Here is a 13,409-nt window from a genome sequence, read left to right on the forward strand (position 1 = left end):
TCATGGTGTTCCGCTTTGTTTCTTTGGCGAGAAGAAGCGTACCAGAACCGGCAGTTGGCCTCTTCTCTCCTATGCACCATGGGTGTTGCAGTTATTATCTGAATTCGCGACCCAGTTTTGGGGATGCAGCGGATATCCAAAATGCAGGGGGATGACATCATTCAAAATTACACGCTAGAAAAATAACCGCGGTACAGACCTGGCAACCATGGGGCCATAATCACAAACCCAGATAACCTCTATTCAAAGGAATTGATGAATGAGCATAAAAAAAATATCGGTAACAATGGTGATCGCCAGCATGAGTATATTGCTGACATCCTGCGCATCTGACCCGCAGCCAACATGGAGAAAAGAGGGCGTGTCACACGATGACACTCTCACTGCATTGTCTCAATGCAAATATGAGATCCGTCTGAACAATATCTCTGATGAGGAAAAAAACGAAGTCATCACCGATTGTATGCAGGCCAAGGGGTATCGCTGGAGAGCCTATTAATGACTTCAGCCGGTTGTCATTAATCATGGCAACCGGCTGTTATATTTCTTACTGACCAAACGCCTCATCACTTAATTGTCGCCATCTTCCGTACGCAGGATTGCTCCCTGTCATCCACCCGCTTGGCAAACCAGGCGGTGGTGAGGTTGCGGGTGATCTTGGGGCTCTTTAGCTGGATACCGGGCAAGATGGCGCGGGGTTGCCGTGTCCCGGCCTGTTTGTCGGCCAAGGCGAAGACCCTGTGGTAGAGATCGCTTTTGGCAAAGTCGCTGCTGTCCCCCAGCTTCAGGCTCTGGTGAATAGCCTGCTTGCTCATGCTGACGCGGCTGGCGATGCTGTGCACTGCGAGCTCGGTCTTGCCGGGCAGATCCGAGTCGTAGCGGATGAGATCCCCGTCCAGGGCCAGGGGCTTGCCACTCACCCGGCTTACCGCCGCCTGGAAGGCCGCATTGCGGCTCGCGTACCAGCCCGCATTGAAGTCGGCGAAGCGATAGAGGGTATCCGGGTAGTCGGCGGGATAGCCGAAGATGTGTTTGGTGCCAAACCAGATGCCGCCCCGACGAGTGAACACCTCGTGGCGAATGGACTCCTTCACGGGATAGGGGTAGCCACGGGCGTTGGCTTCGGCAAAGGCGACGCTCACCTGCATGGGGCCGCCGGTGCGCACCGGGTTGAGGTTGCCAAAGAGCTGCTTGCCCATGGGGACGCTGCCTATCATGTCTTCGAAGATCTCGCTCATCTCCCGCTCGGTGCGAAGTTTGTCGATACGCTCGGCATAGCTCTTGCCGGTGGGGGATTGGATGGAGAGGGCTGTGCGCACCATGAACTCGGGGATCAGCAGCTTGCCGGCCCGGGCATTGATCTCCTTCCAGGCAATCTTGTTGAGGTTGGGCACCACGGGGTCCGCCTGATAGGTCGCCTCCTGCTCCGCCACCGCCAGCACGCTGCAGACATTGTGATCGCTCACCGTCAGCCCCTGGGTGGTGAGCGCCGTCACCACGTCATTGGCCCAGCCCGGCTTGTCCACCACGTTGCGCGGAAGGAAGCGCACGATACGGCTCTTCATGTCGGCCGGTTTTTGCGGCTGCATCGCCTTGGGAATGGGGCGCCCCGCCGGCGTCGCCGGGCTGGTCGGGGCGGGAGGCTCGCTGGCACAACCCGACAGCAGGGCAAGGGTAAGCAGTGACAACCAGCGCCAATGGGCATGAAACAAGGAGTGAGAGGGGATCATGAAGGCTTCCTGAAGAGCGGGACCTGCCCCTCATCACGAATGAGAGGGCTCGAATGCATGGAGGCGGACATTGTAGGGAACAAGTCTGACAAGATGAAGGCGGATGAACCTGCTGGCCCGCTGGCTGCGGCATCCCCTGGCGCCATCACGCCAGCTCCACCCGGTTGCGTCCCCGATGCTTGGCCTGATAGAGGGCGAGATCGGTACGCTGGAGCAGGGCATCCACCCCCTCCCCGCTCTGGCTAATGCCCAGGGCAAGGCTCACGGTGAATCTTACCCCGTCACCTGAGACCAGCTCTTCGGTCGCGCACCTTATCTGCTCCGCCAGCGCACGGGCCTTGTCGCCCGTCATGCCGGGCAGCCAGATGGCAAACTCCTCTCCCCCAAGGCGTGCCACCACCCCATCCAATGGGCAGAGCTGGCGCAGCAGGGTGCTGAATTCACGCAGCACATTGTCGCCGATGGCGTGGCCATAGCGATCGTTGATCAGCTTGAAGTGATCGAGATCCAGCAGCAGGAGCGGCGTCCCCTCCTCTCCGTGCGCCTCCAGCACGGCGCGAAACGCGCGGCGATTGGAGAGCCCGGTCAGCTCGTCTGACATGGCGAGAGAGGAGAGCCGCATCTGGGTGCCATACATCTGCTGCACCATCAGCAGCACACCCCAGGCCGAGGCCAGCATGCCGATCGTGCGCAGGCTGTCTTCCACCGTGGAGAGCCACCAGGGCTGGAAATAGACCTCATCCATCAGATCGATGACGCCGGAAACGAGCCAGAGGGTCAGCCCGCCGGTGAGGGAGAGATAGGTTCTCAAGGTGATCTGGGCACACTGCACCACCCAGAACATGAACAGCAGGGTCAGCACGTTGAGCGCTTCGGCCAGAGCCCCGACGGTATAGAGGTTGTGCTCTGCCAGGGGATCAAAGCTGACCCCGGCCAGGATCCCCGTCAGCAGCAACAGACAGGGCAGGCTCACCAGCGCGAGACGACGGCAGGGAGGAAGCGAGAAGAACCGGGCGGGGTGAACGGATAACCTGAGGGGAGTCTTCATCATGTTTTGGGCTCCAAGCGCGCATGTCTTCTATCCCGAATGGCAGCCGTTGGCTGCCATCGCCAGCGAACCCCGACGGCATTCCTGGTGGCAAATCACTGATATTGTGGGCCGATTTTTCCATAAAAAACAATCCCCTCACCATATGGGTCAGGGGATTGTTGCAACGGGGACGGCGCGATCTGCCGTGACATCGGAGTGGGCGGCCCTTCCCTGCTCGCCCTCACGGCAAGCGGGCAGTGCCGCCTCAGGCGCTCTGGCGCAGGGCCTGATGCTGGGCGGCGCCGTTGATCACCGCCTGCAGGGAGGCGTTGACCACGTCGCGACCGACGGCGACGCCACACATCCGGGTGCCCTCGACGCTCAGCAGCACATAGGCGGCGGCGCGGGATTCGGTGCCGGCGGTGAGCGCATGCTCGGAGTAATCCAGCACATCGATGTGCATGCCGGTCTGACGCTGCCAGCCGTTGACCAGGGCGGTGATGGCTCCCTCCCCTTCACCGCACAGTTGCAGGGTGCCGTGGGGGGTCTGCAACTCCAGGCGCAGGCTCTCCTGACTGTCATGACCGAGCTGGAAGCGCCCGATGCGATAGCCGTGGGCAGGCTCGAGATAGTGCTGCTCGAACAGGGTACGGATCTGCTCCGGGCTGATTTCGCTGCTGCTCGCCTCAGCCTCGGCCTGCACCCGGCGGCTGAAGTCGATTTGCAGCCAGCGCGGCAGTTGCAGACCGAGGTCACGTTCCAGCAGATAGGTCACCCCTCCCTTGCCGGACTGGCTGTTGATGCGGATCACCGCCTCGTAGCTGCGACCGAGATCGGCAGGATCGATGGGCAGGTAAGCCACGTCCCAGTAGTGATCCGGTTTTTCTGCCGCGAGAGACTTGCGGATGGCGTCCTGGTGGCTGCCGGAAAACGCCGTGTAGACCAGCTCGCCGGCATAGGGGTGGCGCGGGTGCAGGGCAATCTGGGTGCAGGCCCCCACTGTGGCGACGATGGCATCCATGTCGGACAGGTCCAGCTCGGGGTCAATCCCCTGGCTGTAGAGGTTCATGGCCATGGTGACGATGTCCATGTTGCCGGTGCGCTCCCCGTTGCCGAGCAGGGTGCCCTCGATGCGATCCGCCCCCGCCAGCACCGCCAGCTCGGCGGCGGCCACCCCGCAGCCTCTGTCGTTGTGGGTGTGGATGGAGATGCTCACCTCGGGTCGCGCCTTGAGGTTGCGGCAGAACCACTCCACCTGATCCGCAAACACATTGGGGGTGCTCACCTCCACCGTGGCGGGGAGGTTCAGGATCATGGGGCGGGCAGCGGCACGCCACTCGTCGATGACGGCGTCACACACCTCGACGGCGAACTCCACCTCGGTGCTGCTGAAGCTCTCCGGAGAATACTGGAAACTCCACTCGGTGCCCGGATTGCGGGCCGCATACTCCCTCACCCAGCGCGCCCCCTGCACGGCGATGGCCTTGACCCCGTCCTTGCCTGAGTTGAACACATAGTTGCGCTGGGTCGGGTTGACCGAGTTGTAGACGTGAACGATGGCCCGCTTCGCCCCCTTGAGCGCCTCGAAGGTGCGGGCGATCAGATCTTCGCGCGCCTGCACCAGCACCTGGATGGTGACGTCATCGGGGATGAGGTTGCGCTCGATGAGTTCGCGCACAAAATCGAAGTCGGGCTGGGAGGCCGCCGGGAAGCCCACCTCGATGTGCTTGAAACCGATGTGGGTCATCAGCGCCCACATTTGCAGCTTCTGGGCCACCGTCATGGGCTCGACCAGCGCCTGGTTGCCATCGCGCAGGTCCACGGCGCACCAGAGCGGTGCCCGCTCCAGTACCCGGTTGGGCCACTGGCGATCCGCCAGGTTGATCACGGGGGCACGGCGGTATTTGCGATGATCGAAGCTCATATTCAGATTCCCTTGACGGATGGGCGAGGCGCCGGACGACCGGGCCGACAGGCGGGTGGGGCAAGGAGGGGAAGCGGGTTGGTGCGGTAACACCGGCCCTGACGAGTCGCGCGGCGGTAACCCCGCGACCGGTTTTCCTGCGGCCCCCGTCGGTCACCGGGGCCGGCCACGGCAGCCGGATCGGGCTGCGGGCGCTGATCCTCTCGCACGCCACCTTTTGGTGTGTCGGCGCAGACGACCTTGTTTGTATGAGCACCCAGTATAGGGAGGTCGTGGGGGCGAGAGATTGCGAAGATTGCACCCCATCATGCCAATTCAGCAATATTGATGCAGTGAAAGTTCATTCATGGGGTGAGTATCACCACCCATGATGATTTATTCGCCATCTCACCCATCTTCCTTGAAGGCGTTTCCCCGGAAGTGGCAGGGCACAGGCAATAAAAAACCCCGCCATTGCTGGCGGGGTTTGCGTGCATCGAGCGGGCAGCGTGCTGCCGGAGCTCTTAGCGGTTGTTCACCTTCTCGTGCAGCTCCTGCACCGAGTTCACATTGGCGGTGGCATCGACACTGATGGCCATGCAGGTGGCGAAGGCCGCGTGCAGCGTGGTGGTGTAGGCCACCTTGTGCTGCAGGGCGCCACGGCGCAGCTGCTTGGAGTCCTCGATGGCCTGACGACCCTCGGCGGTGTTGACGATGTAGGTGTACTCGCCATTCTTGATGCGATCCAGAATGTGCGGACGACCCTCGTGCACCTTGTTGACCAGACGCGGGTTGATGCTCGCCTCGCCCAAGGTCACGGCGGTGCCGTGGGTGGCGTCGAGGTCATAACCCAGCTCCAGCAGCTTGGCGGCCAGGTTCACCACCCGCTCCTTGTCGCCGTGGCGCACGGACAAGAGGGCGCGACCTTCGCTCGGTACCTGGTGACCGGCACCCAGCTGCGCCTTGGCATAGGCCTCGGCGAAGCTGCTGCCCACCCCCATGACTTCACCGGTGGAGCGCATTTCCGGCCCCAGCAGCGGGTCCACACCCGGGAACTTGGCGAACGGCAGTACCACTTCCTTCACTGAGTAGTAGGGCGGGATGATCTCGGTGGTGAAGCCCTGTTCTTTCAGGCTCTGACCGGCCATGACGCGGGCGGCAATCTTGGCCAGCGGAGCGCCGGTGGCCTTGGAGACGAAGGGCACGGTACGGGCGGCACGGGGGTTCACCTCGATGAGGTAGATCTCGTTGTCTTTCACCGCGAACTGCACGTTCATCAGACCGACCACGCCGAGTTCCAGCGCCAGCTTGCGTACCTGCTCACGCATCTCGTCCTGGATGGCCTTGGACAGGGTGTAGGGCGGCAGGGAGCAGGCGGAGTCACCGGAGTGGATACCGGCCTGTTCGATGTGCTCCATGATGCCGCCGATGACCACGTCAACGCCGTCGCAGATGGCGTCCACGTCCACCTCGGTGGCGTCGTCCAGGAAGCGGTCCAGCAGCACCGGCGACTCGTTGGAGACGCTCACTGCCTCGGCGAAGTAGCGGCGCAGGTCCTGCTCGTCATAGACGATTTCCATGGCGCGGCCACCCAGCACGTAGGAGGGACGAACCACCAGCGGGTAGGTGATGCGCGTGGCCAGTTGCACGGCCTGCTCCAGGGCGGTGACGGTGCCGTTTTCCGGCTGCTTGAGCCCCAGGCGCTCGACGGCGGACTGGAAGCGCTCGCGATCTTCCGCTCGGTCGATGGCATCCGGGCTGGTCCCGATGACCGGCACGCCGTTGGCTTCCAATGCCCGCGCCAGTTTCAGCGGAGTCTGGCCGCCGTACTGGACGATGACGCCCTTGGGCTGCTCGACCCGCACGATTTCCAGCACGTCTTCCAGGGTCACCGGCTCGAAGTAGAGACGATCCGAGGTGTCGTAGTCGGTGGAGACGGTTTCCGGGTTGCAGTTGACCATGATGGTCTCGTAACCGTCTTCACGCAGGGCCAGGGCCGCATGCACACAGCAGTAGTCGAACTCGATGCCCTGACCGATACGGTTCGGGCCGCCACCGATGACCATGATCTTGTCGCGGTTGGTGGGGTTGGCCTCGCACTCCTCGTCATAGCTGGAGTACATGTAGGCGGTATTGGTGGCAAACTCGGCCGCGCAGGTGTCGACCCGCTTGTAGACCGGGAAGATGTTGTGGCGGGCACGCAATTTACGCACTTCACCTTCGGCCACGCCTAGGATCTTGGCCAGACGGGCGTCGGCAAAGCCTTTGCGCTTGAGGGCGCGCAGGAAGTCGGCGTCGAGACCGGCCATGCCGCGCTCTTTCACCTGCTCTTCCAGTTTCACCAGCTCTTCAATCTGCACCAGGAACCAGGGGTCAATCTTGGTCAGCTTGAACACGCCATCCATGGAGAGGCCGGCGCGGAAGGCGTCGGCGATGTAGAAGATGCGCTCGGCACCGGCATCCTGCAGCTCGTGACGGATGCGGGTCAGGGAGTCGGGGGCGTTGAGGTCAACCATGGGGTCGAAGCCGGTCTTGCCGGTCTCGAGACCACGCAGGGCCTTGTGCAGGGACTCCTGGAAATTGCGGCCGATGGCCATTACTTCGCCGACGGACTTCATCTGAGTGGTCAGACGGTCGTTGGCGCCGGCGAACTTCTCGAAGTTGAAGCGCGGCACCTTGGTCACCACGTAGTCGATGGCCGGCTCGAAGGAGGCCGGGGTGCGACCGCCGGTGATGTCGTTCATCAGCTCGTCCAGGGTGTAACCGATGGCGAGCTTGGCGGCGATCTTGGCGATGGGGAAGCCGGTCGCCTTGGAGGCCAGCGCAGAGGAGCGCGACACCCGCGGGTTCATCTCGATGATGACCATGCGGCCGTCTTTGGGGTTGATGCCGAACTGGACGTTGGAGCCGCCGGTCTCGACACCGATCTCGCGCAGCACCGCCATGGAGGCGTTGCGCATGATCTGGTACTCCTTGTCGGTCAGCGTCTGGGCTGGCGCGACCGTGATGGAGTCACCGGTGTGGATGCCCATGGGGTCGAAGTTCTCGATGGCGCAGACGATGATGCAGTTGTCGTTGCGATCCCGCACCACTTCCATCTCGTACTCTTTCCAGCCGATGAGCGACTCGTCGATGAGCAGCTCCTTGGTGGGGGAGAGATCCAGGCCGCGTTCGCAGATTTCGACGAACTCTTCGGTGTTGTAGGCGATGCCGCCACCGGAGCCGCCCATGGTGAAGGAGGGACGGATGATGCAGGGGAAGCCGACCATCTGCTGCACGCCCCAGGCCTCTTCCATGTTGTGGGCGATGCCGGCGCGCGGGCACTCCAGGCCAATGCTGCGCATGGCCTTGTCAAAGCGGGAGCGATCCTCGGCCTTGTCGATGGCGTCGGCGGTGGCGCCGATCATCTCGACACCGAACTCCTTGAGCACGCCATGCTGCTCCAGCGCCAGGGCGCAGTTCAGCGCAGTCTGACCACCCATGGTGGGCAGGATGGCGTCCGGGCGCTCTTTCTTGATGATCTCGCGCACCACTTCCCAGGTGATGGGCTCGATGTAGGTGGCGTCGGCCATCTCCGGGTCGGTCATGATGGTGGCCGGGTTGGAGTTCACCAGGATGACGCGGTAGCCCTCTTCTTTCAGGGCCTTGCACGCCTGGGCGCCGGAGTAGTCGAATTCGCAGGCCTGACCGATGACGATGGGGCCGGCGCCGAGGATCAGGATGCTCTGTAGGTCGTTACGTTTTGGCATGGCTCTCTTTATCCTCTTAGGCGCGATACTGCTTAATCAATTCAATAAAGTGGTCGAACAGACCGGCACAATCGTGCGGGCCCGGGCTCGCTTCGGGGTGACCCTGGAAGCTGAAGGCCGGACGGTCGGTGCGATGGATGCCCTGGAGCGACCCATCGAACAGGGAGACGTGGGTGGCACGCAGGCACTCGGGCAGGGTCTGCTCGTCCACCGCAAAGCCGTGGTTCTGGGCGGTGATCATCACGGTGTTGTCGTCCAGACTCTTCACCGGGTGGTTGGCACCGTGGTGGCCGAACTTCATCTTGATGGTCTTGGCGCCGGAGGCCAGGCCCAGCAACTGGTGGCCCAGGCAGATACCGAACACCGGCGTGTTGGTATCAAGGAAGGTCTTGATCGCCTCGATGGCGTAGTCGCACGGCTCGGGGTCGCCGGGGCCGTTGGAGAGGAAGATACCATCCGGGTTCATCGCCAGTACCTCGGCGGCCGGGGTCTTGGCCGGCACCACGGTCAGGCGGCAGCCACGGTCCACCAGCATGCGCAGAATGTTGCGCTTCACGCCGAAGTCGTAGGCCACCACATGGTATTTCAACTCATCGGCCGTCGGGGTGACATGACCCTTGCCGAGCTGCCAGCTGCCTTCAGTCCAGCTGTAGGATTCGCTCACGGTCACTTCCTTGGCCAGGTCCATCCCCTTCAAACCGGGGAAGGCGCGGGCCTGTTCGAGGGCATGGGCTTCATCGAGCTGCTTGCCGGCCAGGATGCAACCGGCCTGGGCGCCTTTTTCACGCAGGATGCGGGTCAGCTTGCGGGTGTCGATGTCGGCGATGCCAACGATGTTGTGGGACTTGAGGTAATCGGAGAGGGATTGCTGATTGCGGAAGTTGGAGGCCAGTATCGGAAGGTCCCGGATGATGAGGCCCTGAGCATGGACCTGACTGGACTCTTCATCTTCGCTGTTGGTGCCGGTGTTGCCTATATGGGGGTAAGTGAGGGTAACGATCTGACGGGAATAGGAGGGATCTGTGAGGATTTCCTGATAACCCGTCATCGACGTGTTGAAAACCACTTCACCAACGGAACATCCCTCGGCGCCTATCGACACGCCTTTGAACACAGTTCCATCTTCCAGCACTAGCAATGCAGTGTGATTCAAGACAACCTCCAGTTATTTAGCTTTAAATTCAGCAATTTACCTGGGTGTTGCGGGCTCGGTTCCGGTCTTTGACAGGACTCGAACCCGGCAGATTTCTGGCAAATTGGGCGCATTCTACTTAAAAACGATCTCATTTCAACGTCTTTTCTCGTTTGAAATGCATCTAAATTCAATAAACAAGCAACATTACCCATTATCTATGCACTCACTCGCTTTGCAACCCCCTCTTCAAAAAGAAAAGCCAAACACAGACCACAAAGCGGCGCCCGATGCCATGCAACGTACAAAAAACCAAATTTACCACTTAATAAACAGCAAGATAGAAAATTAAAAAATAAACAACACGACAGCAAAAACACCATTTGAAGCCAGAAAAGTGAACGCCAAGAATAGAAAACGTTTTTCTTGGATTGCATTTTTAGTCTATTTCACATCAAGGCGAAATGCCCCCCGCAGGGGAATATTGAGACCCAAACCCGTTACCCCTTGATGACATTTTTGTCGCAAGAGGGTGGCAGGCTTGTAAGAATGGCAGGATTTAGCGAGGTTCACTCAAAAAGTGATGATTAAGGCTCATTTCTACAAAAAAGTGACAAAAAACCCCGGCGGACCGGGGTTTGGCAACCAGTACGGGAGTCTGCACTCCCCCTGAAGACGGTTTATTTCAGACCGAGCACATCCTGCATATCATAGAGACCGGCCCCTTGCTGGCCGAGCCACTTGCCCGCCCGCACTGCACCGTTGGCGAAGGTCAGACGGCTGGAAGCCTTGTGGCTGATCTCGACCCGCTCGCCGATGTCGGCGAACATGACGGTGTGCTCCCCCACCAGATCTCCGGCGCGGATGGTGGCAAAGCCGATGGTGTTGCGATCCCGCTCACCGGTGATCCCCTCACGGCCATAGACGGCGCACTCTTTGAGATCCCGGCCCAGGGTTTTCGCCACCACTTCCCCCATGGAGAGCGCAGTGCCGGACGGAGCATCCACCTTGTGTCTGTGGTGCCCCTCGATGATCTCGATGTCGGTGTACTCCCCCATCACCCTGGCCGCCTGCTCCAGCAGCTTGAACACCAGGTTGACCCCGACCGAGTAGTTGGAGGCGAAGACGATGCCGATCTGCTTGCCCGCCTCGTGCAGGGCCGCCTTGCCCGCCTCGTCAAAGCCGGTGGTGCCGATCACCATCTGCTTGCCATGCGCCAGTGCAAAGGCGAGGTTCGCCAGGGTCACCTCGGGGCGAGTGAAGTCGATGATGAGATCGAATTCGTCCTTCACCTTCTCCAGACTGTCGCTGATGATGACGCCAAGGCGCCCCAGGCCGTTGAGTTCACCCGCATCCAGACCGATCACGGCAGAGCCCGGTCGTTCCAGCGCCGCTCCCACCACCACGCCCTCGGCGTTGGCGATAGCCTCCAGCAGCACCTTGCCCATACGACCATTACAGCCCATCACGGCCACACGGATCGGATTGTCCATCTCCACCCTCTCATCTCTTTATTATGGAAAGAGACCGTTTTACCAGCCCGCGCCCCCTTTGAAAAGCCCGATCTGGCCCGCCAAACCACCCCGACATTTAAACGATAAATTCAATAAAAACAGAATAAATGACGGAATAAACAGACAAATCAGAATAACGAAGTAAAAAGCCCTATCCATCTGGATGGCTATCTTGACCCGGGCGGGCCGACTCACTACTGTTGGCCCCCCATGGTGGCAGGATGCCCGCCCTGTGCCCGCCCTGGAGGCGCCACAGGCAACGACAGGAGGTCATTGTTCAAGTTTCGAGGAACACATGATCCAGACCCAACCCCGTGCCAGAGCCCTGCTGCCCCTTCTGGTCTTTCTTGCCCTCTTCATCGGTACCGGTACCTGGCTGACCCTGCAGGGGGTCGAGTTCGCCTTCTACCAGCTCCCCGCCCCCGTTGCCGCCCTGCCTGCCGTCATGCTGGCCCTGCTGATGGGACGCGAGGGGTTCAACAAGAACCTCGAGACCTTCTTCAAGGGGGTGGGCGAGAGCAACATCATGGCCATGTGCCTCATCTATTTGCTGGCGGGCGCCTTCGCCACCGTGGCCAAGGCCACCGGCGGGGTGGATGCCACGGTCGCCCTCGGCCTCTCCCTCATTCCGGGCTGGTGCCTGCTGCCGGGGCTCTTCCTCATCTCTGCCTTCATTGCCACCGCCATGGGTACCTCCATGGGCACCATCGGCGCCGTGGCACCGGTGGCGCTGGGCGTCGCCCAGGCCGCCGGCATCGATCCGATGCTGATGGCGGGGACCATCCTCTCCGGCGCCATGTTCGGGGACAACCTCTCCATCATCTCAGACACCACCATCGCCGCCACCCGCAGCCAGGGCTGCGAGATGAAGGACAAGTTTCGCGAGAACATCAAGATTGCCGCCCCCGCCGCCGTGCTGGTGATCCTGCTCTATCTGGTGCTGGGCTCCACCGGTGAAGCGCCGGCCCCCACCGCCGAGGCGGACTTGCTCAAGGTCGCCCCCTATCTGCTGATCCTGGTGCTGGCCCTCTCTGGCATGAACGTCTTCATGGTACTGGGGCTCGGCATCCTGGCGGCCGGTGGCGTGGGGCTGCTTGGCAGCTACTCCCTCGGCCAGTTCAGCAAGGACATCTATCAGGGCTTCACCAGCATGCAGGAGATCTTCCTGCTCTCCATGCTCATCGGTGGTCTGGGTGCCCTGATGGAACGCCAGGGGGGGCTAGCCTGGATAAGTGAGCGCATCGCCGCCCTGATTGCCCGCTTCACCCGCCACCACGATGGCGAGCAGAACGAGAAGGCGGCCGAGCTCGGCATCGCCGGCGTGGTGAGCCTCACCAACCTGTGCACCGCCAACAACACCGTGGCCATCATAGTCGCGAGCAAGGTGGCCAGGGATCTGGCGGACCATCACGGGGTCACCCCGCGCCGCGCCGCCTCCATGCTGGACATCTTCTCCTGCGTGGTACAGGGGCTGATTCCCTGGGGCGCCCAGGCGCTGCTGCTGGGTTCCATCTTCGCCCTCTCGCCGATCCTGGTCGTGAGCATGAGCCTCTACCCCATGGCGCTGGCCCTGGCCGCCATCGTGGCCGTCTTCCTCAAGCACCAGATGGGCGCAGTGGCTCCCGCCCCCCACCGTTCCTGACACCCGACCTCAGGGGCCGCCCGGCTGGCGGCCCCGCCATCAGCTTTTCATCCCGTCGGCCCCTTGCTAAGGTAGCGCCAGCCCACCTTTGCCCAGGAGTCCCCATGCCGGATACCCAACCCGAACGCCAGAACCTGCGCCAGCTCATTCGCCAGCGCAGAAAAAGCCTGAGCCAGGCCGAGCAGCAGGCGGCGGCCCAACAGCTGGTCGAACGCTTCCAGGAACACCCCGGCATCCTCGCGGCCAGTCGCATCGCCCTCTATCTGGCCAACGACGGGGAGCTCGATCCCCTGCCCGCCATCCACTGGCTGTGGGCCCGGCAAAAGGAGGTCTACCTGCCGGTGCTGCACCCCTTCACCCCGGGTCACCTGCTCTTCTTGCGCTACACCGCCACCACCCCCATGACCCGCAACCGCTACGGCATCGCCGAGCCCGAGCTCGACGTGCAGCAGGTGCTGCCCCACAGCATGCTGGACATCATCTGCACCCCGCTGGTGGCCTTCGATGAGGCTGGCAACCGCCTCGGCATGGGGGGCGGCTACTACGATCGCACCCTCGCCTGCTGGCACGAGCACCAGCTCGGCCCAAGACCCCTGGGGCTCGCCCACGACTGCCAGCAGGTGGATGCCGTCCCCCGGGAGCAGTGGGACGTGCCGCTCCCCCAGATCATCACCCCCAGCCGCAGCTGGCACTTTGCCTGATCAGGCGG

General features: G+C 61.8%; 9 protein-coding genes. 3 read left to right on the top strand and 6 right to left on the bottom strand.

Translation table 11 applies throughout. The features are described 5' to 3' along the window. Nucleotides 1-259: 259 nt before the first annotated feature. Nucleotides 260-499 carry a hypothetical protein gene (locus tag PG883_RS14665; RefSeq protein WP_052224769.1) on the top strand — a complete coding sequence of 80 codons (240 nt, stop codon included), beginning with the start codon at nt 260-262 and terminating at the stop codon, nt 497-499. Between the two features lie 67 nt (nt 500-566). On the opposite strand, the gene PG883_RS14670 is transcribed toward PG883_RS14665, so the two are convergent. The 6 genes from PG883_RS14670 to dapB all read right to left on the bottom strand — a co-directional run bounded on the left by PG883_RS14670 (nt 567) and on the right by dapB (nt 11,037). Beyond that, nucleotides 567-1,730, bottom strand: coding sequence for a DUF1615 domain-containing protein (locus PG883_RS14670; RefSeq protein WP_174219062.1), 1,164 nt, complete (start codon nt 1,728-1,730; stop codon nt 567-569). Between the two features lie 145 nt (nt 1,731-1,875). Continuing rightward, nucleotides 1,876-2,781: a GGDEF domain-containing protein gene (locus tag PG883_RS14675; RefSeq protein ID WP_111897067.1), complete on the bottom strand. Its 906-nt coding sequence runs from the start codon at nt 2,779-2,781 to the stop codon at nt 1,876-1,878. Between the two features lie 244 nt (nt 2,782-3,025). Next, nucleotides 3,026-4,684 (bottom strand): 2-isopropylmalate synthase, encoded by a 1,659-nt coding sequence (gene leuA / locus PG883_RS14680; RefSeq protein ID WP_104454354.1) that lies wholly within the window; start codon nt 4,682-4,684, stop codon nt 3,026-3,028. A gap of 503 nt (nt 4,685-5,187) precedes the next feature. Continuing rightward, nucleotides 5,188-8,412 carry a carbamoyl-phosphate synthase large subunit gene (gene carB / locus PG883_RS14685; RefSeq protein WP_010675188.1) on the bottom strand — a complete coding sequence of 1,075 codons (3,225 nt, stop codon included), beginning with the start codon at nt 8,410-8,412 and terminating at the stop codon, nt 5,188-5,190. A gap of 16 nt (nt 8,413-8,428) precedes the next feature. Next, nucleotides 8,429-9,565: a glutamine-hydrolyzing carbamoyl-phosphate synthase small subunit gene (gene carA / locus PG883_RS14690; RefSeq protein WP_103858270.1), complete on the bottom strand. Its 1,137-nt coding sequence runs from the start codon at nt 9,563-9,565 to the stop codon at nt 8,429-8,431. Nucleotides 9,566-10,224: 659 nt separating this feature from the next. After that, the gene (gene dapB, locus PG883_RS14695; protein ID WP_010675190.1) at nt 10,225-11,037 is read right to left on the bottom strand and encodes a 4-hydroxy-tetrahydrodipicolinate reductase; all 813 of its coding nucleotides are present in this window, start codon (nt 11,035-11,037) and stop codon (nt 10,225-10,227) included. Nucleotides 11,038-11,353: 316 nt separating this feature from the next. On the opposite strand from dapB, the gene PG883_RS14700 reads away from it, so the two are divergent. After that, the gene (locus PG883_RS14700; RefSeq protein ID WP_103858269.1) at nt 11,354-12,700 is read left to right on the top strand and encodes a Na+/H+ antiporter NhaC family protein; all 1,347 of its coding nucleotides are present in this window, start codon (nt 11,354-11,356) and stop codon (nt 12,698-12,700) included. A 104-nt stretch (nt 12,701-12,804) separates the two neighbouring features. Beyond that, nucleotides 12,805-13,401: a 5-formyltetrahydrofolate cyclo-ligase gene (locus PG883_RS14705; RefSeq protein WP_103858268.1), complete on the top strand. Its 597-nt coding sequence runs from the start codon at nt 12,805-12,807 to the stop codon at nt 13,399-13,401. Nucleotides 13,402-13,409: the final 8 nt, after the last annotated feature.

The organism is Aeromonas sp. QDB25, from assembly GCF_027707725.1.
GTDB lineage: Bacteria > Pseudomonadota > Gammaproteobacteria > Enterobacterales > Aeromonadaceae > Aeromonas > Aeromonas caviae.

Coding starts and splice junctions, on each gene's coding strand:
- PG883_RS14665 (WP_052224769.1), top strand. CDS start 260: ATGAGCATAAAAAAAATATCGGTAACAATGGTGATCGCCAGCATGAGT.
- PG883_RS14670 (WP_174219062.1), bottom strand. CDS start 1,730: ATGATCCCCTCTCACTCCTTGTTTCATGCCCATTGGCGCTGGTTGTCA.
- PG883_RS14675 (WP_111897067.1), bottom strand. CDS start 2,781: ATGATGAAGACTCCCCTCAGGTTATCCGTTCACCCCGCCCGGTTCTTC.
- leuA (WP_104454354.1), bottom strand. CDS start 4,684: ATGAGCTTCGATCATCGCAAATACCGCCGTGCCCCCGTGATCAACCTG.
- carB (WP_010675188.1), bottom strand. CDS start 8,412: ATGCCAAAACGTAACGACCTACAGAGCATCCTGATCCTCGGCGCCGGC.
- dapB (WP_010675190.1), bottom strand. CDS start 11,037: ATGGACAATCCGATCCGTGTGGCCGTGATGGGCTGTAATGGTCGTATG.
- PG883_RS14700 (WP_103858269.1), top strand. CDS start 11,354: ATGATCCAGACCCAACCCCGTGCCAGAGCCCTGCTGCCCCTTCTGGTC.
- PG883_RS14705 (WP_103858268.1), top strand. CDS start 12,805: ATGCCGGATACCCAACCCGAACGCCAGAACCTGCGCCAGCTCATTCGC.